This is a genomic window from Pseudomonas sp. UBA6753 (assembly GCF_002453565.1).
GTDB classification, from domain to species: Bacteria; Pseudomonadota; Gammaproteobacteria; order Pseudomonadales; family Pseudomonadaceae; genus Aquipseudomonas; species Aquipseudomonas putida_Z.
Window position 1 is genome coordinate 120,462 of sequence record NZ_DKHD01000003.1, and the last position, 20,759, is coordinate 141,220.

Here is a 20,759-nt window from a genome sequence, read left to right on the forward strand (position 1 = left end):
ACAACAACAGGAGCCGAACCATGAGCATCGAAAGCATCATCGACTTCGCGCAGGTCATTACCGAGGCCGAACGCTACCGCCCGGCGGCGGAAAAAATCCTCAAGGGCGAGCCCGACCAGGCGGTCTACAACCATTATTCCAGCCCCTGCGGGCAGTTTGCCGCGGGCGTGTGGGAAGGCGAGGTGGGGCAGTGGACGGTGAACTACACCGAGCATGAGTACTGCGAGATCGTCCAGGGCGTTTCGGTGCTGCGTGACCAGGATGGCGGAGCCAAGACCCTGCGTGCCGGTGATCGGTTTGTCATCCCGGCCGGCTTCAAGGGCACCTGGGAGGTGCTGGAGCCTTGCCGCAAGATCTATGTGATGTTCGAGCAGAAATGATTTGAGGCTGTGCCGGCCTCTTCGCGGGCTTGCCCGCTCCCACAGGTACATCACAGCCCCTGAGAGCAGTGAAATCCCTGTGGGAGCGGGCAAGCCCGCGAAGAGGCCCGAACAGGCATAAAAAAACCCGCGTCCTTTCGGACGCGGGTTTTTTTCAGGTCGCCGATCAATTACTTGATCTTGGCTTCCTTGTACACCACGTGCTTGCGAACAACCGGATCGTATTTCTTGATCTCGATTTTGTCCGGAGTGGTGCGCTTGTTCTTGTCGGTGGTGTAGAAGTGGCCAGTGCCAGCACTCGAAACCAGACGGATCAATTCACGCATGACGTTCTCCTTAGAACTTTTCGCCGCGAGCGCGCAGCTCGGCCAGCACTACGTCGATACCACGCTTGTCAATAACGCGCATGCCTTTGGCAGATACGCGCAGACGCACGAAACGCTTCTCGGATTCAACCCAGAAACGGTGGTGCTGCAGGTTCGGCAGGAAACGACGACGGGTTTTGTTGTTTGCGTGGGAAATGTTGTTCCCGGTTACTGGACCCTTACCAGTAACTTGACAGACTCTCGACATGACTCAGCCCTCTAAAACCACATGCCCAACCCGGCATGGGTTGGCCGCTTAATCTCTCAGTCTTTGGCGCCTAGGCGCCGTGATTCTGGAGGTCTTATCGACCGGATCCGCTGATGCGACAGGCCGAGCCCCTAGAAAAGAGCGCTGCTTTATACCAGAAAGACTTGGCCGCAACAACATTAGATGCACATTGTCGCGAGCCGGAACGCGCCGGGCCAGCATAGCGGCAGGCCCCGCCAGCCGTCGACCGCCCGTCGCCAATTTTGTAAAAAAGGGTGTGGTCATTTCCCGACGGGCACACTAGGGTAGGCCTTTTCCAGACTGCACTGGCAGATGGGCCACTGACAGCCAAGGAGCCACTATGCGTGCTGCCGCCCTTTCCTTATTGTTCAACTCCTTGTTCGCCGCAGGCACCCTGTTCGCCGCCGGCGTTGCCCAGGCCGCCCCGCTGAGCGTCTGCAGCGAGGCCAGCCCCGAAGGCTTCGACGTGGTGCAGTACAACTCGCTGACCACCACCAACGCCACGGCCGATGTGCTGATGAACCGCCTGGTGGAGTTCGACGCGGCGCAAGGCAAGGTGGTGCCGAGCCTGGCGGCCAGCTGGACGGTATCGGCCGACGGCCTGATCTACGACTTCACCTTGCGCGATGACGTGAAATTCCACACCACCGCCTACTTCAAGCCAAGCCGCGCACTGAACGCCGACGATGTGCTGTTCAGCTTCCAGCGCATGCTCTACCCCGCCCATGCCTGGCACAAGACCGCGCCGGGCGGCTACCCGCATGCCCAGTCGCTGCAACTGGGCAGCCTGATCAAGGCGATCGAGGCGCCGGCACCGAACACCGTGCGCTTCACCCTCAGCCACCCGGACGCCACCTTCCTGGCCACCCTGAGCATGGGCTTCGCCTCGATCTACTCCGCCGAGTACGCCGACAAACTGCTCAAGGCCGGCACGCCGGAGAAGCTCAATAGTCAGCCGATCGGCACCGGGCCATTCATCTTCCAGCGTTTCCAGAAGGACGCCGTGGTGCGCTACCGCGCCAACCCCGACTACTTCGCCGGCAAGCCGGCGGTCGACCCGCTGATCTTCGCCATCACCACCGATGCCAACGTGCGCCTGCAGAAGCTCAAGCGCGGCGAGTGCCAAGTCGCGTTGTCGCCCAAGCCGCTGGACATCGCCGAAGCCGGCAAGGACGGCAACCTCAAGGTGGTCACCACCCCGGCGTTCATGACCGCCTTCGTCGCCATCAACAGCCAGCACCCGCCGCTGGACAAGCCGGAAGTGCGCCAGGCCATCAACCTGGCCTTCGACAAGCAGGCCTACCTCAAGGCCGTGTTCGAAGACTCCGCGGTGGCCGCCAACGGCCCCTACCCGCCCAACACCTGGAGCTACGCCAAGGACCTGCCCGGCTACCCGCTGGACCTGAAGAAAGCCAAGTCCCTGCTGACCAAGGCCGGCCTGGCCGAGGGCTTCAGCACCACGATCTGGACCCGCCCGTCGGGCAGCCTGCTCAACCCCAACCCCAGCCTCGGTGCGCAGATGCTGCAGGCCGACCTAGCCAAGATTGGCATCAAGGCCGAGATCCGCGTGATCGAGTGGGGCGAGCTGATCCGCCGCGCCAAGGCGGGCGAGCATGACCTGCTGTTCATGGGTTGGGCGGGTGACAACGGCGACCCGGACAACTTCCTCAGCCCGCAGTTTTCCTGCGCGGCGGTGCAGTCGGGGACCAACTTCGCACGCTTCTGCGACAGCCGCCTGGACCAGCTGATCAGCGCCGGACGCACCACCAACGACCAGAGCGTGCGCAGCCGGCTTTACCAGCAGGCACAGACGCTGATCCAGCAGCAGGCGCTGTGGGTGCCGCTGGCGCACCCGACGGCGGCGACCCTGCTGCGCCAAGGGGTCGAGGGGTACCAGGTGAGCCCGTTCGGGCGGTTGGATTTCAGCAAGGTGTCAGTGAACAAGTAAGCCTGCACCGGCCTCTTCGCGGGCTTGCCCGCTCCCACAGGGACAGCACAACACTCAAGGTTGGCACGATACCTGTGGGAGCGGGCGAGCCCGCGAAAGGGCCGGGACAGGCAGCACAAGTGCCTAAGCCACAATCCACCCATGCTCGACCATCGACAGCGGCTCCCCGTCACCGATGATGATGTGATCCAGCACCCGCACATCGATCAACGCCAGCCCCCGCTTCAACGACAGGGTCAAGTGCACATCGTCCTGGCTGGGCTCACTGTTGCCCGAGGGGTGGTTGTGGCACAGGATCAAGGCCGCTGCGTTATGCAGCAATGCCCGCCGCACCACTTCCCGCGGGTAGACGCTGGCCCGATCTATCGTGCCTCGGAAGAGAATCTCAAACGCCAACGGCCTGTGCTTGGTATCGAGAAAGAGGCATCCGAACACCTCGCTGACTTCATGTCGCAGCATCGCTTTCAAATAGCGCCTCACCGTTGCCGGGCTGTCCATCGCGGATTCACGCTCAATCGAAGTTGCAAGGTGCCTGCGCCCGATCTCCAGCAGCGCCTGCAGCTGGCTGAACCTCACCGGGCCCAACCCAAGCTCGCCGACGAAAGCCTCACGGTCGGCCTCCAGCAACTGGCGCAAACCCCCGAACTTCACGAGCAGACCTCGCGCCAGCTCCACGACATTGCGCCCACGCACACCTGAGCCGAGAAATACAGCCAGCAATTCCGCGTCCGTCAGGCTTCCAGCCCCACGCTGCAGCAACTTCTCCCTCGGCCGCTCTTCAGCCGGCCACTCCCTGATATTCATCCCGTCCCTCTGCCCTTGCTGCGGCCCATTTCGGCCCTGTGTTAATCTATTTCGCCTCGTACATGCGACGTTCTGCCGCAGGCATTTTCAAACGTCGTCGCCCGCTCTCACTGGAAAAAGGCAAGCCTATGCAGCGGCTGTATCGCAAGCGCATCGTTCTCGGCGTGGGTGGCGGCATTGCCGCCTACAAAAGCGCCGAACTGATTCGCCGACTCCTGGAGCACGGCGCGCAGGTGCGCGTCGTCATGACCCGTGGTGGTGCAGAGTTCATCACCCCGCTGACCCTACAGGCGCTGTCGGGCCACCCGGTGCACATGGACCTGCTCGACCCTGCCGCCGAAGCGGCCATGGGCCACATCGAACTGGCCAAATGGGCCGACCTGGTGCTGATCGCCCCGGCCACCGCCGACCTCATGGCGCGCATGGCCCAAGGCATGGCCGACGACCTGCTGACCACCCTGGTGCTGGCTACCGATGCCACCGTTGCCGTGGCCCCGGCCATGAACCAGGCCATGTGGCGCGACCCGGCCACCCAGGCCAACCTCGAACTGCTCAAGAGCCGTGGCATCCAGGTGTTCGGCCCGGCGTCCGGCAGCCAGGCCTGTGGCGATGTCGGCCTGGGCCGCATGCTCGAAGCCACCGACCTGGCCTGGTGTGCCGCGGAAAGCTTCAAGCGCCAGGCACTGACCGGCAAGCACGTACTGATCACCGCCGGCCCGACCCAGGAAAACATCGACCCGGTGCGCTACATCACCAATCATAGCTCCGGCAAGATGGGCTTCGCCCTGGCTGAAGCGGCCGCCGAAGCCGGGGCTCGGGTCACCCTCGTCACTGGCCCGGTGCACCTGCCGACCCCCGATCGGGTCAGCCGTATCGACGTGGTCAGCGCGCGGGACATGCTCGCGGCCTGTGAAGCGGCCATGCCGTGCGACCTGTTCATCGCCTCTGCGGCGGTTGCGGACTACCGCCCGGAAGTCGTTGCCACGCAAAAATTGAAGAAAGATCCTACGACCGGCGACGGCATGCTGCTGCAGATGGTGCGCAATCCCGATATCCTTGCCACCATCGCTGGCCGCGCCGACCGCCCGTTCAGCGTCGGTTTCGCCGCCGAGACCGAACACTTGCTCGATTACGCCACGCGCAAGCTCAAGGACAAGAACCTCGACCTGATCGTCGCCAATGATGTGGCCAACCCCAGCATCGGCTTCAACAGCGAGGAAAACGCCTTGACCGTGATCGACCGCCAGCAGCACCAGACCCTCTTCGCGCAGACCAGCAAGGGCAAGATTGCCCGGCAACTGGTCGCCTTCATCGCCGAACGGCTCAATCAGGTTCAATAAGTTACATGCACGCTCTTCAAGCCAAGATCCTCGACCCACGCCTGGGTACCGAATTCCCCCTGCCGCAGTACGCCACCCCCGGCTCCGCCGGCCTGGACCTGCGCGCCCTGCTCAAGGAAGACACCGTCCTCGAACCAGGCCAGACCCTGCTGATCCCCACCGGCCTGTCGATCTACATCGGCGACCCGGGCCTGGCGGCGGTAATCCTGCCGCGCTCGGGCCTGGGCCATAAGCACGGCATCGTGCTGGGCAACCTGGTCGGGCTGATCGACTCGGACTACCAGGGCGAGTTGATGGTGTCGTGCTGGAACCGCGGCAACACCCCGTTCACCATCGCCGTTGGCGAGCGCATTGCCCAGCTGGTGCTGGTACCGGTGGTACAGGCCCATTTCGATATCGTCGAAGCGTTCGATGAAAGCCAGCGCGGTGCTGGCGGCTTCGGCCATTCCGGCAGCCACTGAGCCGAGAAATGACCGTTCAGGCCAAGGATGGCGAACTCTCTGGCGAAACCACCGTCCAAGCGTTCAGTTTGCGCCTGCCCAGAAAGCCTTTGACTAATGGAGCTTCCAGAGATGAACGACATGGCCCACCTGGTACCCGCCGCACTGCCAGACAGCATTTTCCGCGCGTATGACATTCGCGGCGTGGTCGGCAAAACCCTTCACGCCGAAACCGCCTACTGGATCGGCCGCGCCATCGGCGCGCAGAGCCTGGCCCAGGGCGAACCGCAGGTTTCGGTCGGCCGCGATGGCCGCCTGTCCGGCCCGATGCTGGTCGAACAGCTGATCAAGGGCCTGGTCGATGCCGGCTGCCAAGTCAGCGACGTCGGCCTGGTACCCACCCCGGCGCTGTACTACGCAGCCAACGTGCTGGCCGGCAAGTCCGGTGTGATGCTGACCGGCAGCCACAACCCGTCGGACTACAACGGCTTCAAGATCGTCATCGCTGGCGATACCCTGGCCAACGAACAGATCCAGGCCCTGCTGACGCGCCTGAAAACCAACGACCTGACCCGCGCCGAAGGCCGCGTGGAAAAGGTCGAGATCCTTGACCGCTACTTCCAGCAGATCGTCGAGGACGTGAAGCTGGCCAGGAAGCTCAAGGTGGTCGTGGACTGCGGCAACGGTGCCGCCGGCGTGGTCGCGCCGCAACTGATCGAAGCCCTGGGCTGCGAAGTGATCCCGCTGTTCTGCGAAGTCGACGGCAACTTCCCCAACCACCATCCGGACCCGGGCAAGCCGGAAAACCTCGAAGACCTGATCGCCAAGGTCAAGGAAACCGGCGCCGATATCGGCCTGGCCTTCGACGGTGACGGCGACCGCGTCGGCGTGGTGACCAACACCGGCAGCATCGTCTACCCCGACCGCCTGCTGATGCTGTTTGCCCAGGACGTGCTGTCGCGCAACCCGGGCGCCGAGATCATCTTCGACGTCAAATGCACCCGTCGCCTGACCCCGCTGATCGAGCAGCACGGCGGCCGCGCTCTGATGTGGAAGACCGGTCACTCGCTGATCAAGAAGAAGATGAAGCAGACCGGCTCGCTGCTGGCCGGCGAGATGAGCGGTCACATCTTCATCAAGGAACGCTGGTACGGTTTCGACGACGGCATCTATAGCGCCGTGCGCCTGCTGGAGATCCTCAGCAAGGCCGGGCAGAGCGCCGAAAACCTGTTCGCCGCGTTCCCGAACGATATTTCCACGCCGGAAATCAATATTGATGTGACCGACGAGGGTAAATTCAGCATCATTGATGCACTGCAACGCGACGCCGACTGGGGCGAAGCCAACCTGACCACCATCGACGGTGTGCGGGTGGATTACGCGCACGGCTGGGGCCTGGTTCGCGCCTCCAACACCACCCCGGTGCTGGTGCTGCGCTTCGAGGCCGACAGCGACGCCGAATTGCAACGTATCAAGGATGTTTTCCGTACTCAGTTGCTGCGGGTTGAGCCTGAGCTGCAACTGCCGTTCTGACCGACTATCTGTTCCTTACAGGAGCCCTGCATGACCCTCGATCGCGATGCCGCTTCCCATGTAGCCGAGGTTTTGTCCGAAGCACTGCCTTACATCCGCCGCTTTGTCGGCAAGACCCTGGTGATCAAGTACGGCGGCAACGCGATGGAGAGCGAGGAGCTCAAGACCGGCTTCGCCCGTGACATCGTGCTGATGAAGGCTGTGGGCATCAACCCGGTGGTGGTCCACGGTGGTGGCCCGCAGATCGGCGACCTGCTCAAGCGCCTGTCGATCGAAAGCCACTTCATCGACGGCATGCGCGTCACCGACTCGGCGACCATGGACGTGGTGGAGATGGTGCTGGGTGGCCAGGTCAACAAGGACATCGTCAACCTGATCAACCGCCACGGCGGCAGCGCAATCGGCCTGACCGGCAAGGACGCGGAGCTGATCCGCGCCCGCAAGCTGACCGTCAGCCGCCAGACGCCCGAGATGACCACCCCGGAAATCATCGACATCGGCCACGTTGGCGAAGTGGTGAGTGTGAACACCGACCTGCTGAACATGCTGGTGAAGGGCGACTTCATCCCGGTGATCGCGCCGATCGGCGTGGGTGCCAACGGTGAGTCGTACAACATCAACGCCGACCTGGTGGCGGGCAAGGTAGCCGAGGCGCTGAAGGCCGAGAAGCTGATGCTGCTGACCAACATCGCCGGCCTGATGGACAAGCAGGGCGAGGTACTGACCGGCCTGACCACCGAGCAGGTCAATGAACTGATCGCCGACGGCACCATCTACGGCGGCATGCTGCCGAAGATCAAGTGCGCGCTGGATGCGGTGCAGGGCGGTGTCAACAGCTCGCACATCATCGACGGCCGTGTGCCGAATGCGGTGCTGCTGGAGATCTTCACCGACAGCGGCGTGGGTACCCTGATTACCAACCGCAAGCAGCGCTGATTGGTTGGTTAGCCTGCACTGGCCCTATCGCCGGCAAGCCAGCTCCCACAGAGATCCCACAAGATTTGAAACCTGTGGGGTATTTGTGGGAGCTGGCTTGCCGGCGATGAGGCCGGTGCAGACAGAAACAAAAAAGGCGACCTTCACAAGAAGGTCGCCTTTTTCATTTCCGGGCCCGGATCAGATACCGTACTGCGCCCGGTAAGCCTCGACAGCCGGCAGATGCTGCTTCAGCTGTGGATCATCGGCCAGGAACTCCAGCACCTGGGTCAGCGAAACGATGCTGACCACAGGGATACCGAAGTCACGCTCCACTTCCTGGATAGCCGACAGCTCGCCATTGCCGCGCTCTTCGCGGTTCAGCGCGATCAGCACGCCAGCGGCCTTGGCCTGCTGGGCATTGATGATCTGCATGACCTCACGAATGGCGGTACCGGCGGTGATCACGTCGTCGATGATCAGCACATCACCGGCCAGCGGTGCACCGACCAGGCTGCCACCTTCACCGTGGTCCTTGGCTTCCTTGCGGTTGAAGCACCATGGCACGTCGAGCTGATGCTGATCGGCAAGGGCCACCGCAGTAGTCGCTGCCAGCGGGATACCTTTGTAAGCCGGGCCGAACAGCACATCGAACGGGATCTTGCTGTCGACGATGGCTGCGGCATAGCAACGGCCCAGTTCGGCCAGGGCGGAACCGGTGTTGAACAGGCCGGCATTGAAGAAATACGGGCTGGTACGCCCCGATTTCAGGGTGAATTCACCGAAACGCAGTACCCCGCGATCGATGGCAAAACGGATGAAGTCGCGCTGATACGGCTGCATGGATAGTCCCGGACACCACGGATTTAGCTAAATGGGTTGAGCTCGGGTATCATACACGCACGAGATTTTTGGGGCCATTTATGCGGATCATCAGTGTGAACGTAAATGGCATTCAGGCTGCGGCCGAGCGTGGTTTGCTCAGCTGGCTGCAAGCCCAGAATGCCGACGTCATCTGCCTTCAGGATACCCGCGCCTCGGCCTTTGAACTCGATGACCCAGCTTTCCAGCTCGATGGCTATTTCCTTTATGCCTGCGACGCGGAGGTGCCTGCCCAAGGTGGTGTGGCCCTGTATTCGCGCATGCAGCCCAAGGCAGTCATCACCGGCCTGGGCTTCGAGACAGCCGACCGCTATGGGCGTTACCTGCAAGCAGATTTCGACAAAGTCAGTATTGCCAGCCTGCTGCTGCCTTCGGGCATGAACGGCGACGAAGACTTGAACCAGAAGTTCAAGTTGATGGACGACTTCGCCAAGTACCTGGACAAACAGCGTCGCAAGCGTCGCGAATACATCTACTGCGGCTCGTTCTACGTGGCGCAGCAGAAGCTCGACATCAAGAACTGGCGTGACAGCCAGCAGTCGCCGGGCTTCCTGGCGCCGGAGCGTGCCTGGATGGACGCGATCACTGGCGAGATGGGTTACGTCGATGCCCTGCGCGAAGTCAGCCGTGAGGGCGACCAGTACAGCTGGTGGCCGGACAACGAGCAGGCCGAGATGCTCAACCTGGGCTACCGGTTCGACTACCAGATCCTCACCCCGGGCCTGCGCCGCTTCGTGCGCAATGCCCGCCTGCCGCGTCAGCCGCGCTTCTCCCAGCATGCGCCGCTGATTGTCGACTATGACTGGACGTTGACCATTTGAATGCGATTGGGGCTGCTTTGCAGCCCATCGCCGGCAAGCCAGCTCCCACAGGTACACCACAGGTTTCAAAAACTGTGGTGATCCTTGTGGGAGCTGGCTTGCCGGCGATGGGCCGCAGAGCGGCCCTAACTGCTATTTGATCGGCCGCCAGATCATCGGGTAACGATACGGCTTGCCCTCATTCGCCCGCACAGCCGCAATGATGATCAGGATCATCACCGCAACCATCAGCATGGCGAACAGCACCAGCCCGATGAACACGAACATCAGCAGGAAGCAGATGAACCCGGCAATGGTCACGCTGATCTGAAAGTTCAGCGCCTCTTTGCCCTGGGCGTCGATGAAAGGGTCTTGCTCGCGCTTGAGGTGCCACAGCACCAGCGGGCCCAGCAAGTGCCCGAGCGGCACCACCAGGCCCAGCAGCGCGGAGAGGTGGCAGAACATCGCCCACTGCCGGATTTCGGCATTGGGCGGGGTGATCGACAGGTTCGATTCGCTCATGCCCCGCACCTCCCTGGCTGGGTTCAGTCGGCCAGTGCCGCCTGCTGCAGTTCGAAGATCTCGCTCATGCCCTTCTGTGCCAGGGCGAGCATGGCGTTGAAGTCTTCAGGCTGGAACGGCGCACCTTCGGCAGTACCCTGCACTTCGATGAAACCACCGGCGCTGGTCATGACCACGTTCAGGTCGGTTTCGGCGGCGGAGTCTTCCAGGTAGTCCAGGTCGAGCACCGCTTCGCCCTGGTACATGCCCACCGACACTGCGGCGATCATGTGCTTGAGCGGGTTGCCGGCCTTCAGGCCACCGCGCTTCTTGATCACCGCCAGGGCGTCGCACAGGGCGACCATGGCACCGGTGATGGACGCGGTACGGGTGCCACCATCGGCCTGGATCACGTCGCAGTCGACGTACAGGGTGATGTCACCGAGCTTGCTCATGTCCAGCGCGGCGCGCAGCGAACGGCCGATCAGGCGCTGGATTTCCAGGGTGCGGCCACCCTGCTTGCCACGGCTGGCTTCGCGCTGGTTACGCTCGCCGGTGGAACGCGGCAGCATGCCGTATTCGGCGGTCAGCCAGCCTTGGCCCTGGCCTTTGAGGAAGCGCGGCACACCGTTTTCCACGCTGACCGTGCAGATGACCTTGGTGTCACCGAACTCGACCAGTACCGACCCTTCGGCGTGCTTGGTGTAGTTGCGGGTGATGCGGATCGAGCGGAGCTGATCGGCGGCGCGACCACTTGGACGTTTCATCTGGGATACCTGTACTGGGACTTTGAATCTGCCGAGCATTATAGAGCCCACGGCCCGGGGAAGACATGCCTATTGTCGCGCCCGACACAGCCCGTCGCCTTTTCCTGCCGGCCAGGCCACCCGTCGGTAACATGGGTGGATTGGGCGCCAAGGCCCCACTGCGCTACAATCCTGCGCCTTGCAGCCGAGAGGCTCCCACCGTTCATTCATATACGCGAGGTACTCCCCATGGTGCACAGCATGACCGCTTTTGCTCGTGTCGAGCGCGCCGGCAGCCAAGGCACCCTGGTCTGGGAGCTGCGTTCGGTCAACCACCGTTACCTGGAGCCGCACCTGCGCCTGCCCGAGGCCCTGCGCGACCTCGAAGGCGCCGTGCGTGAAGGCCTGCGCCAGGGCCTGTCGCGGGGCAAGGTGGAATGCACCTTGCGCCTCAACGAAGACAGCAACGGCAAACCGCTGAAGGTGGACCGCGAGCGCGCCGCGCAGCTGGTTGCCGCCGCCGAGGAGGTGGCTGGCCTGATCAAGCAGCCGGCACCACTGAACCCGCTGGAGGTGCTGTCGTGGCCAGGCGTGCTGGTGGCCGACGCCAGCGACCCGCAGGCACTGAATACCGAAGCCATGGCGCTGTTCGATGAAGCACTGGCCGAGCTCAAGGCCGGGCGCCAGCGTGAAGGCCAGGAACTGGCCCGGCTGATCAACGAACGCCTGGACAACATGGCCAGCGAAGTCACCACCCTGCGCGCCCTGGTGCCGCAAATGCTGGCAGCTCAGCGGCAGAAGATCCTCGACCGCTTCGGCGACATGCAGGCCGAACTCGACCCGCAGCGCCTGGAGCAGGAGATGGTGCTGCTGGCCCAGAAGAGCGACGTGGCCGAGGAACTCGACCGCCTCAGCACCCATGTCACCGAAGTGCGCCGAGTGCTCAAGGGTGGCGGCGCCGCCGGCCGGCGCCTGGACTTCCTGATGCAGGAACTCAACCGCGAGGCCAACACCCTCGGCTCCAAGGCCTTCGACCCACGCAGCACGCAAGCGGCGGTCAACCTGAAGGTATTGATCGAACAGATGCGTGAACAAGTACAGAACATCGAGTAAGGCCACCCCGACCATGAACCACAGCAGCGGCACCCTCTACATCGTTTCGGCCCCTTCGGGCGCCGGCAAGACCAGCCTGGTCACCGCCCTGATCAAGGCCGACAAGCGCGTAAGCGTCTCGGTCTCGCACACCACCCGCGCCATGCGCCCGGGCGAGCAGCACGGCGTGAACTACCACTTCGTCAGCCATGACGACTTCAAGGGGCTGATCGCCAAGGGTGACTTCCTCGAGCACGCCGAAGTGTTCGGCAATTTCTACGGGACTTCGCGCAGCGCGCTGCAAGAGGTACTCGACCAGGGCAATGACCTGATCCTGGAAATCGACTGGCAAGGCGCCCAGCAGGTACGCAAGCTGATGCCCGAGGCTTTGTCGGTGTTCATCCTGCCGCCAAGCCAGCAGGCCCTGCGCGAGCGCCTAGATGGCCGCGGGCAGGACAGCGAAGAGATCATCGCCGGGCGCATGAAGGAAGCGGTCAGCGAGATGGTGCACTACGACGAGTACGACTACGTGATCATCAACGATGACTTCGACGTGGCGCTGGAAGACTTGAAGGCAGTGTTCCGCTCGAACCGGCTGCAACTGAAGAAACAGCAACAGCGGCACGGTGCGCTGCTGAATCAGTTGATCGGCTGAAGAACGATTTGGGGCTGCTTTGCAGCCCTTCGCGGGCACGCCCGCTCCCACAGGTTGATCACTGCCTTGAGGCCTGTGCTGTACCTGTGGGAGCGGGCGTGCCCGCGAAGGGCCGCAAAGCGGCCCCAATCATTTATTCCTGCAGTGGCAAGGTAGCCTGCTGACGCAGGGTAGCCCCCAGGAAGTACGCCGGCGCGCGCAGGCGCGACAGCATCATCAGCACAATCCCCAGCACCGAGATGATCGCGGCGATCACGAACACCAGCCCCAGCCCGCCCACATGCGAGCCGCTGCCGAAGTCCGGCGAGGCGCTGTCGATGGCGGTACGCACGAAGATCACCGACAAGATCACCCCACCCACCAGCGGGCACAGGCCGCGCATCAGGAAGTGGCGCAGGCTGTCGAACAGGCTGTGGCGGAAGTACCAGACACAGGCGAAGGCCGTCAGCGAATAGTAGAAGCAGATCATCATGCCCAGTGCAGTGATGGTATCTGCCAACACGTTCTCGCTCAGGGTGCGCATGGTCACGTAGAACAGGCCCGCAGCCACACCAGCGCAGATGGTGGCGTAACGCGGGGTCTGCGAACGAGGGCAGACGCTGGCGAACTTCTGCGGCACCGCACCGTAGTAACCCATGGCCAACAGGGTGCGCGCCGGCGACACGAAGGTCGACTGCAGCGACGCCGCGGTGCTGGCCAGCACGGCGATGGACATCAGGATCGCCAGCGGCCCCATGACCGGACCGGCCAGGTGGGCGAAGACGTTTTCCTGGATGCGCGGGTTGTTCAGGCCCAGGCCTTGTTCGCTGATACCGGCAAACTGCAGGGTGGCAATCGCGGTGAACAGGTACAGGCCGAGGATCAGCAGCACGGTCCAGGTGGCCGCCTTGCCCGGCACCTCGTCACTGCCGACCGATTCCTCGCTGACAGTCAGGCACACGTCCCAGCCCCAGAAGATGAAGATCGACAGCGACAGCCCGGCGGCAAAGGCCGAGAACGATTCGACGCCGAACGGGTTGAACCAGGCGAAATCGAATTCCAGCGGTGGCGGCGCGGTGGTTTCGCCGAAAGCGGCAAAGGCAAAGCCGATCAGCACCAGCAACTGCAGTGCCACCAGGCCGTATTGCACGGTCATGGTGGTGGTCATGCCGCGGCAGCAGATCCACACCGCCAGGGCGATGAACACGCAACAGGTGGTTATGTTGATGAGCAGGTTGTCGGCCAAGGCCGCCAGTTCATGCTTGCCGGTGATCTGGCCAAGGAACAGGTAGAAGAAGTCGACCGCCACCCCTGCCAGGTTCGACAACACGATGGTGGTGGCGACCACCAGGCCCCAGCCACCGATCCAGCCGATCATCGGGCCAAAGGCACGCGCCGACCAGGTAAACGAAGTACCGCTGTCCGGCTCCGCCGAGTTCAGTTCGCGGTAGCCCAAGGCCACCAGCAGCATCGGCAGGAAGCCGACGATGAACACCGCCGGCAGGTGCGCGCCCACTTCACGCACGGTCGGGCCAAGGGCGCCGGTAAGGGTGTAGACCGGGGCGATGGTGGAAATGCCCAGCACCACGCTGGCCAGCAAGCCCAGCCGGCCGGTGGCCAGGCCCTTGCTGCGCTGGGTGTTGCCCGCGTCGGCCGCCACGTCGGGTGGGCGGCCGGCTTCTGTGTAATTGCTCATGAGTATTTGCCGTAAATTTTGGAATTGTTTTCACAGGCCTTGCGTACAAGACCCGCTTTCACTCATTGAAAGCTTGCTGTCGGGAACAAGTCATCCGAGACCTTCGGGTGACGTCAGAATGCCTCCTGCCGTGCGCCCTCCCGTGTAGCGTAAGCAATGCAGGCCTCGCGAAACGCCTGGAACAGGCGCAGCGAGACCGGGTTTTCGGTAAATCGCCACTCCGGGTGCCACTGCACGCCGAGCACAAAACCCGGCGCCGCAGGCATGGACACTGCTTCGATCAGGCCATCCGGGGCCCGTGCCTCGACGCGCAGGCCCGGGGCCAAGCGGTCGATGCCCTGGCTGTGCAGCGAGTTGACCTCGAACTGCGCCGCCAGGCCCAGGCGCTCGAACAACCCGCCAGGCTCGATGCCGACAAGGTGACGAGGGCCGTATTGCACCTCCAGGGGTGCGTCCTCAGGTTCACGGTGGTCAAGGTAGCCGGGCAGTTCCTGCACGCGCTGGTGCAGGCTGCCGCCCAGGGCCACATTCAATTCCTGGTAGCCACGGCAGATACAGAACACCGGCACACCGGCGGCAATGGCCGCCTGCAACAACGGCAGGGTCAGGCGATCGCGTGCCAGATCGTGCCGGGTACCCGCCGCGCTGGGGGCGCCATTGTAATGATGCGGTTCGATATTTGAAGGTGAGCCGGTAAAAACAATGCCGTGCAGACGGGCCAGCAGCGCCTGCGTGTCGCTGCCCCCGTCACGGGCCGGCAAGATCAATGGCAAGCCGGCAAAGCCGGCCGCCTCGACATACTTGTCGCCTACCGTATGCGACGAGTTTTTCCCCACCTGCTGGCGGCAGGCGCTGACACCGATCAAGGGGACCGCATTTGCGCTCATGGGCTTACACCGTGTGCAGGTACCAGTTGTACTCGAGGTCGGAAATCGACACTTCGAACTCGGCCAGTTCGCTTTCCTTGCAGGCCACGAAGATATCGATGTAGTCCGGGCTGATGTATTGGTTGAGGACTTCGCTGTCGTCCAGCGCGCGCAGGGCATCGCGGAGGTTGTTCGGCAGGCTCTGCTCCAGCTGTTCGTAGGAGTTGCCTTCGATCGGTGCCTGCGGCTCGACCTGGTTGGTCAGGCCGTGGTGAACACCGGCGAGGATCGCCGCGAGCATCAGGTAGGGGTTGGCGTCGGCACCGGCCACGCGGTGCTCGAGGCGCACGTTGTCGCTGCTGTCGGTGGGCACGCGCACTGCCACGGTACGGTTGTCCAGGCCCCAACTTGGCGCATTGGGCACGTAGAACTGCGCGCCGAAGCGGCGGTAGGAGTTGATGTTCGGGCAGAGGAAGGCCATCGACGCCGGCATGGTCTCCAGCACACCACCGATGGCATGGCGCAGCGCGTCGCTTTGCAGCGGGTCGTCGCTGGCGAAGATGTTCTTGCCGGTTTTCTTGTCCAGCAACGAAATGTGCACGTGCAGGCCATTGCCTGCCTGGCCTGGGTAGGGCTTGGCCATGAAGGTGGTGTCCATTTCATGGTCGTAGGCAACGTTCTTGATCAGGCGCTTGAGCAGGATCGCGTAGTCGCAGGCCTTCAGCGGGTCGGCAACATGATGCAGGTTGACCTCGAACTGCGCCGGGGCGCTTTCCTTGACGATGGCGTCGGCGGGCAGGCCTTGTTCCTTGGCCGCTTCGAGCATGTCCTGCAGGCAGTCGGCATATTCATCTAGGTCGTCGATCAGGTACACCTGGGTCGACTGCGGGCGCTTGCCGGAAATCGGCGAGCGCGGCGGCTGCGGGCGACCGTTGAGGTTGTCCTGGTCGATCAGGTAGAACTCCAGCTCGAACGCGGCGCAGATATCCAGGCCCAGGTCATCGAACTTGCTCACCACCTGGCGCAGTACTTCGCGCGGGTCGGCGAAGAACGGCTGGCCATCCAGTTCGTGCATGGTCATCAGCAGCTGGGCGGTGGGGCGCTTCTGCCACGGCTCGTCCGACAGCGTGCCGGGGATCGGGAAGCAGATGCGGTCGGCATCGCCGATGTCCAGGCCAAGGCCGGTGCTCTCGACGGTGGACCCGTTGATGTCCAGGGCGAACAGCGATGCCGGCAGGTTGATGCCCTTCTCGTACACCTTGTGCAGGCTGGCCCGCTCGATGCGCTTGCCACGTACCACGCCGTTCATGTCGGAGATCAGCAGGTCGACGTACTGCGTGTCCGGATGGGCCTGGAGGAAGTCATTCATCTCGCTGGAAGAACTGGCGCACGGGGTTACCGACGTCATGGCTGTACATCCTTTGATTTGCTGCGGCGATGTGGGGGATACGGCTGGCGCCTCACGGGCGACGATGGTTGCAGCTGTTGTTCTTTTCACTTTCCCATCGTGGGGATTGGTTACCCGACCGGGCGCATTGATTCCCGGGGGCCGTTTCACTATAAAATGGCCAAAACGCAACAGACATTGGCAATTCGGCAAGCAGAGCGTGCACCAATGCAATATCAGATTACCCATGCCGACCTCTCCCTGGTCCTGGCCCTGGAACGTGGCCGCTCGCTGGCCAAGGCTGCCGAGTTGCTCAAGGTCGATGTTTCGACGGTGTTCCGCTCGATCCGCCGGCTGGAGTCGGCGCTGGGCACAGCCTTGTTCGTCAAGAGCCGCAAAGGCTACCTGCCGACCGACACCGCCCAGGCCCTGGCCGAGCAGGCCGAACGCGCCGAGCAGGCGCTGGAGGCGGCGCGCATCGCCATGACCAGTGGCGAGCAGGTGGTCAGCGGCACCGTGCGCCTGACCTGTACCGAGGCGGTGATGCACAGCCTGCTGCTGCCGGCGCTGGCCGAGTTCATGCCCAACTACCCGGCCTTGTCGCTGGAGATGGGCACCTCCAATACCTTCGCCAACCTCAGCCGGCGCGATGCCGACATTGCCCTGCGCCTGACCAACACGCCGCCGGAGCACCTGGTGGGCCGCAACCTGGGGTCCACCTCCTACGTGGTCTGCGGACAGCCGCAGTGGCGCGAGCGCCTGGCCGAGTCACCTGCCAGCGTGCCGTGGATCGCCCCCGACGACTCGATGCAGGACCACCCCACGGTGGTCTGGCGCAACCAGCAGCACCCGGGTTTGAGCCCGCGCTACCAGTGCAGCGGCATGTCGACCATCGCCCAGCTGGTCACGGCCGGGCTCGGCGTGGCAGCGTTGCCGGACTACATGGTGCACGCGCTGCCCGGGGTGGATGCGCTGAGCGGACCGCTGCCGGGTTGCGACACCCAGCTGTGGCTGCTGACCCGGCCGGACTGCCGGGCGTTGCGCTCGGTGCAGACCCTGTTCGAGGAGCTGACCCCGCGGTTGCGTGACGCGATGCTCTGAGGTTATCGTCAGGTTCATGTATAGAGGGTGTCTGTTCCGGCCCTTTCGCGGGCACGCCCGCTCCCACAGGTAAAGCGGCGGCGGTGAGAATTGTGCAGGACTTGTGGGAGCGGGCGTGCCCGCGAAGAACTCCACACCGATCTACCCGACAAAACAGCGCTTCCCTATTGGCTGGTGATTTTTTAAACTATCGAGTCCGCCTGCCCATTATTGGGCTGCACGCCCACCGCAATTGCTACTGAGGAAGACCATGGCCCGCGTAACTGTTGAAGACTGCCTGGAACACGTGGATAACCGCTTTGAGCTGGTCATGCTCTCGACCAAGCGCGCTCGCCAGCTGGCGACCGGCGGCAAAGAGCCACGCGTTGCGTGGGAAAACGACAAGCCGACCGTTGTTGCCCTGCGTGAAATCGCCGAAGGCATCGTCACCAACGAGTTCATCGCCGCTGAAGAGATCGTCACCGAGGATCCGGTGTTCGCCGCGTTCGAGGACGAGAACAACGAGGCTGTCTGATTGATGCCAGGTCGACGTCGCACGGCGCAAGGCCCCCTTCCTCGGCAGGAGGTGAACCCATGCCGGGTATAGAAGCCTTGGCCGAACGGCTGTCGACCTATCTTGGCCCCGAACAGGTCAACCTGGTCCGGCGCGCCTATTTCTACGCCGAACAGGCCCACGATGGGCAGCGCCGCCGCAGTGGCGAGCCCTACGTGACCCACCCGCTGGCCGTGGCCAGCATCCTCGCCGACATGCACATGGACCATCAGAGCCTGATGGCGGCCATGCTGCACGACGTGATCGAAGATACCGGCATCGCCAAGGAAGCCCTCAGCCAGCAGTTTGGCGAGACCGTGGCCGAACTGGTCGATGGGGTCAGCAAGCTGACCCAGATGAACTTCGAGACCAAGGCCGAGGCGCAGGCCGAAAACTTCCAGAAAATGGCCATGGCCATGGCCCGCGACATCCGCGTGATCCTGGTCAAGCTGGCCGACCGCCTGCACAACATGCGCACCCTGGAAGTGCTGTCCGGCGAAAAACGCCGGCGCATCGCCAAGGAAACCCTCGAGATCTACGCCCCCATCGCCAACCGCCTGGGTATGCACACCGTGCGCGTGGAGTTCGAGGACCTCGGCTTCAAGGCCATGCACCCGATGCGTTCGTCGCTGATCCACCGTGCGGTGAAAAGCGCTCGCGGCAACCGCAAGGAGATCGTCGCCAAGATCGAGCATTCGCTGGCCAACTGCCTGGCCGCCGACGGCATCGAGGGCGAGGTCAGCGGCCGGCAGAAACACCTCTATGGCATCTACAAGAAGATGCGCGGCAAGCGCCGCGCCTTCAACGAGATCATGGACGTGTACGCCTTCCGCATCGTCGTCGACAAGGTCGACACCTGCTACCGCGTACTCGGTGCGGTGCACAACCTGTACAAGCCGCTGCCCGGTCGCTTCAAGGATTACATCGCGATTCCCAAGGCCAACGGCTACCAGTCTTTGCACACCACGCTGTTCGGCATGCACGGCGTGCCCATCGAAATCCAGATCCGCACCCGCGAGATGGAAGAGATGGCCAACAACGGCATCGCCGCGCACTGGCTGTACAAATCCAACGACGACGAGCAGCCCAAGGGCAGCCACGCCCGCGCCCGCCAGTGGGTCAAGGGCATCCTCGAGCTGCAGCAACGTGCCGGCAACTCGCTGGAATTCATCGAAAGCGTGAAGATCGACCTGTTCCCGGACGAGGTCTACGTGTTCACGCCCAAAGGCCGCATCATGGAGCTGCCCAAAGGCTCCACGGCGGTCGACTTCGCCTATGCGGTGCACACCGACGTCGGCAACAGCTGCATCGCCTGCCGCATCAACCGCCGACTGGCGCCGCTGTCCGAACCGCTGCAAAGCGGCTCGACGGTGGAAATCGTCAGCGCCCCGGGCGCACGGCCGAACCCGGCCTGGCTCAACTTCGTGGTTACCGGCAAAGCGCGCACGCACATCCGCCACGCGCTCAAGCAACAGCGCCGCTCCGAGTCCATCAGCCTGGGCGAACGCCTGCTGAACAAGGTGCTCACCGGCTTCGACAGCAGCCTTGAGATGATCCCCCAGGAGCGTATACAGGCGATTCTCGCCGAGTACCGCCTGGAGCTGATCGAAGACCTGCTCGAAGACATCGGCCTGGGCAACCGCATGGCCTACGTGGTCGCGCGCCGCCTGCTGTCGGCCGAGGGCGAGCAGTTGCCGGCACCGGAAGGCCCGCTGGCGATCCGCGGCACCGAAGGCCTGGTGCTGAGCTACGCCAAGTGCTGCACGCCGATCCCGGGCGACCCGATCGTCGGCCACCTGTCAGCCGGCAAGGGCATGGTCGTGCACCTGGAAAACTGCCGCAACATCAGTGAAATCCGCCACAACCCGGAGAAGTGCGTACAGCTCTCCTGGGCCAAGGACATCACTGGTGAATTCAATGTCGAGTTGCGTGTCGAACTGGAGCACCAGCGCGGCCTGATTGCCCTGCTGGCCAGCAGTGTCAACGCCGCCGACGGCAACATCGAGAAGATCAGCATGGACGAACGCGACGGCCGTATCAGCGTGGTCCAACTGGTGGTCAGCGTGCACGACCGCGTGCACCTGGCGCGTGTGATCAAGAAGCTGCGTACCCTGACCGGTGTGGTCCGCATCACCCGCATGCGTACGTAGTCCGCCAACCGCAAGGAGTCATCATGAGCAAGACCGTCATCAACAGCGACAAGGCCCCTGCCGCCATCGGCACCTACTCGCAGGCGATCAAGGCCGGCAACACCGTGTACATGTCGGGCCAGATCCCGCTGGACCCGAAGACCATGGAACTGGTCGAAGGCTTCGAAGCCCAGACCGTACAGGTGTTCGAGAACCTCAAGGCCGTGGCTGAAGCCGCTGGCGGTTCGTTCAAGGACATCGTCAAGCTGAACATCTTCCTCACCGACCTGAGCCACTTCGCCAAGGTCAACGAGGTGATGGGCCGCTACTTCGAGCAGCCTTACCCAGCCCGCGCCGCCATCGGCGTTGCCGCGCTGCCGAAAGGCTCCCAGGTCGAAATGGACGCCATCCTGGTCATCGAATGATGCCCCGGTGACGG

At 63.3% G+C, this 20,759-nt stretch carries 21 protein-coding genes and 1 pseudogene; 13 read left to right on the forward strand and 9 right to left on the reverse strand.

All coding sequences use genetic code 11. The features are described from left to right. Window positions 1-20: 20 nt before the first annotated feature. The gene (locus B2790_RS02270; RefSeq protein WP_085615957.1) at window positions 21-380 is read left to right on the forward strand and encodes a cupin domain-containing protein; all 360 of its coding nucleotides are present in this window, start codon (window positions 21-23) and stop codon (window positions 378-380) included. A 170-nt stretch (window positions 381-550) separates the two neighbouring features. Here the strand turns inward: B2790_RS02270 and rpmG are convergent, their stop codons facing one another. Beyond that, window positions 551-706, reverse strand: a complete 156-nt coding sequence (gene rpmG / locus B2790_RS02275) for a 50S ribosomal protein L33 (protein WP_003253507.1) — start codon at window positions 704-706, stop codon at window positions 551-553. A 10-nt stretch (window positions 707-716) separates the two neighbouring features. Continuing rightward, window positions 717-953 carry a 50S ribosomal protein L28 gene (gene rpmB, locus B2790_RS02280; RefSeq protein ID WP_003258972.1) on the reverse strand — a complete coding sequence of 79 codons (237 nt, stop codon included), beginning with the start codon at window positions 951-953 and terminating at the stop codon, window positions 717-719. A 361-nt stretch (window positions 954-1,314) separates the two neighbouring features. Here rpmB and B2790_RS02285 point away from each other — a divergent pair, with 361 nt between their 5' ends. Continuing rightward, window positions 1,315-2,922 (forward strand): ABC transporter substrate-binding protein, encoded by a 1,608-nt coding sequence (locus tag B2790_RS02285; RefSeq protein ID WP_286918164.1) that lies wholly within the window; start codon window positions 1,315-1,317, stop codon window positions 2,920-2,922. 123 nt (window positions 2,923-3,045) lie between these two features. On the opposite strand, the gene radC is transcribed toward B2790_RS02285, so the two are convergent. Next, on the reverse strand, window positions 3,046-3,726 hold the full coding sequence (gene radC, locus B2790_RS02290; RefSeq protein WP_025341108.1) for a RadC family protein: 681 nt from the start codon (window positions 3,724-3,726) through the stop codon (window positions 3,046-3,048). 128 nt (window positions 3,727-3,854) lie between these two features. Between radC and coaBC the strand changes: the two genes are divergently transcribed. From coaBC to argB, 4 genes and pseudogenes are all read left to right on the forward strand, one after another. Then, the gene (coaBC, locus tag B2790_RS02295; protein WP_003253409.1) at window positions 3,855-5,066 is read left to right on the forward strand and encodes a bifunctional phosphopantothenoylcysteine decarboxylase/phosphopantothenate--cysteine ligase CoaBC; all 1,212 of its coding nucleotides are present in this window, start codon (window positions 3,855-3,857) and stop codon (window positions 5,064-5,066) included. Window positions 5,067-5,071: 5 nt separating this feature from the next. Beyond that, window positions 5,072-5,527, forward strand: a complete 456-nt coding sequence (gene dut / locus B2790_RS02300) for a dUTP diphosphatase (RefSeq protein WP_015272329.1) — start codon at window positions 5,072-5,074, stop codon at window positions 5,525-5,527. Window positions 5,528-5,671: 144 nt separating this feature from the next. Continuing rightward, window positions 5,672-7,039 (forward strand): annotated as a pseudogene (locus B2790_RS02305) (phosphomannomutase/phosphoglucomutase); the annotation flags it as partial. A 30-nt stretch (window positions 7,040-7,069) separates the two neighbouring features. After that, complete coding sequence (gene argB / locus B2790_RS02310) at window positions 7,070-7,975, forward strand: acetylglutamate kinase (RefSeq protein WP_003258198.1); 906 nt, start codon at window positions 7,070-7,072, stop codon at window positions 7,973-7,975. A gap of 180 nt (window positions 7,976-8,155) precedes the next feature. Here argB and pyrE read toward each other — a convergent pair whose 3' ends face one another. Continuing rightward, window positions 8,156-8,797 (reverse strand): orotate phosphoribosyltransferase, encoded by a 642-nt coding sequence (gene pyrE, locus B2790_RS02315; RefSeq protein WP_003253405.1) that lies wholly within the window; start codon window positions 8,795-8,797, stop codon window positions 8,156-8,158. A gap of 80 nt (window positions 8,798-8,877) precedes the next feature. Here pyrE and B2790_RS02320 point away from each other — a divergent pair, with 80 nt between their 5' ends. Beyond that, the gene (locus B2790_RS02320; protein ID WP_003253401.1) at window positions 8,878-9,657 is read left to right on the forward strand and encodes an exodeoxyribonuclease III; all 780 of its coding nucleotides are present in this window, start codon (window positions 8,878-8,880) and stop codon (window positions 9,655-9,657) included. Window positions 9,658-9,789: 132 nt separating this feature from the next. Here the strand turns inward: B2790_RS02320 and B2790_RS02325 are convergent, their stop codons facing one another. Both B2790_RS02325 and rph read right to left on the reverse strand, forming a co-directional pair. After that, window positions 9,790-10,158 carry a DUF4870 domain-containing protein gene (locus B2790_RS02325; protein WP_003258195.1) on the reverse strand — a complete coding sequence of 123 codons (369 nt, stop codon included), beginning with the start codon at window positions 10,156-10,158 and terminating at the stop codon, window positions 9,790-9,792. A gap of 23 nt (window positions 10,159-10,181) precedes the next feature. Then, window positions 10,182-10,904, reverse strand: coding sequence for a ribonuclease PH (gene rph / locus B2790_RS02330; protein ID WP_013974792.1), 723 nt, complete (start codon window positions 10,902-10,904; stop codon window positions 10,182-10,184). Between the two features lie 228 nt (window positions 10,905-11,132). Here rph and B2790_RS02335 point away from each other — a divergent pair, with 228 nt between their 5' ends. Together B2790_RS02335 and gmk are read left to right on the forward strand one after the other, a co-directional pair. Next, window positions 11,133-11,996 carry a YicC/YloC family endoribonuclease gene (locus tag B2790_RS02335; RefSeq protein ID WP_025341114.1) on the forward strand — a complete coding sequence of 288 codons (864 nt, stop codon included), beginning with the start codon at window positions 11,133-11,135 and terminating at the stop codon, window positions 11,994-11,996. 13 nt (window positions 11,997-12,009) lie between these two features. Continuing rightward, on the forward strand, window positions 12,010-12,630 hold the full coding sequence (gene gmk / locus B2790_RS02340; protein ID WP_286918165.1) for a guanylate kinase: 621 nt from the start codon (window positions 12,010-12,012) through the stop codon (window positions 12,628-12,630). Between the two features lie 133 nt (window positions 12,631-12,763). Here the strand turns inward: gmk and B2790_RS02345 are convergent, their stop codons facing one another. The 3 genes from B2790_RS02345 to B2790_RS02355 form a co-directional block, all read right to left on the reverse strand. After that, on the reverse strand, window positions 12,764-14,305 hold the full coding sequence (locus B2790_RS02345) for an APC family permease (protein ID WP_013974795.1): 1,542 nt from the start codon (window positions 14,303-14,305) through the stop codon (window positions 12,764-12,766). A gap of 113 nt (window positions 14,306-14,418) precedes the next feature. Further along, the gene (locus tag B2790_RS02350) at window positions 14,419-15,192 is read right to left on the reverse strand and encodes a gamma-glutamyl-gamma-aminobutyrate hydrolase family protein (protein WP_046613698.1); all 774 of its coding nucleotides are present in this window, start codon (window positions 15,190-15,192) and stop codon (window positions 14,419-14,421) included. Window positions 15,193-15,196: 4 nt separating this feature from the next. Next, on the reverse strand, window positions 15,197-16,579 hold the full coding sequence (locus B2790_RS02355) for a glutamine synthetase family protein (RefSeq protein WP_015272334.1): 1,383 nt from the start codon (window positions 16,577-16,579) through the stop codon (window positions 15,197-15,199). A gap of 207 nt (window positions 16,580-16,786) precedes the next feature. Here B2790_RS02355 and B2790_RS02360 point away from each other — a divergent pair, with 207 nt between their 5' ends. From B2790_RS02360 to B2790_RS02375, 4 genes are all read left to right on the forward strand, one after another. Beyond that, on the forward strand, window positions 16,787-17,659 hold the full coding sequence (locus tag B2790_RS02360) for a LysR family transcriptional regulator (RefSeq protein WP_013974798.1): 873 nt from the start codon (window positions 16,787-16,789) through the stop codon (window positions 17,657-17,659). A 250-nt stretch (window positions 17,660-17,909) separates the two neighbouring features. Further along, window positions 17,910-18,173: a DNA-directed RNA polymerase subunit omega gene (rpoZ, locus tag B2790_RS02365; RefSeq protein WP_003253383.1), complete on the forward strand. Its 264-nt coding sequence runs from the start codon at window positions 17,910-17,912 to the stop codon at window positions 18,171-18,173. A 59-nt stretch (window positions 18,174-18,232) separates the two neighbouring features. Further along, window positions 18,233-20,341: a bifunctional GTP diphosphokinase/guanosine-3',5'-bis pyrophosphate 3'-pyrophosphohydrolase gene (gene spoT, locus B2790_RS02370; protein ID WP_013974799.1), complete on the forward strand. Its 2,109-nt coding sequence runs from the start codon at window positions 18,233-18,235 to the stop codon at window positions 20,339-20,341. A 23-nt stretch (window positions 20,342-20,364) separates the two neighbouring features. Beyond that, window positions 20,365-20,745, forward strand: a complete 381-nt coding sequence (locus B2790_RS02375; RefSeq protein WP_003253379.1) for a RidA family protein — start codon at window positions 20,365-20,367, stop codon at window positions 20,743-20,745. Window positions 20,746-20,759 lie beyond the last annotated feature (14 nt).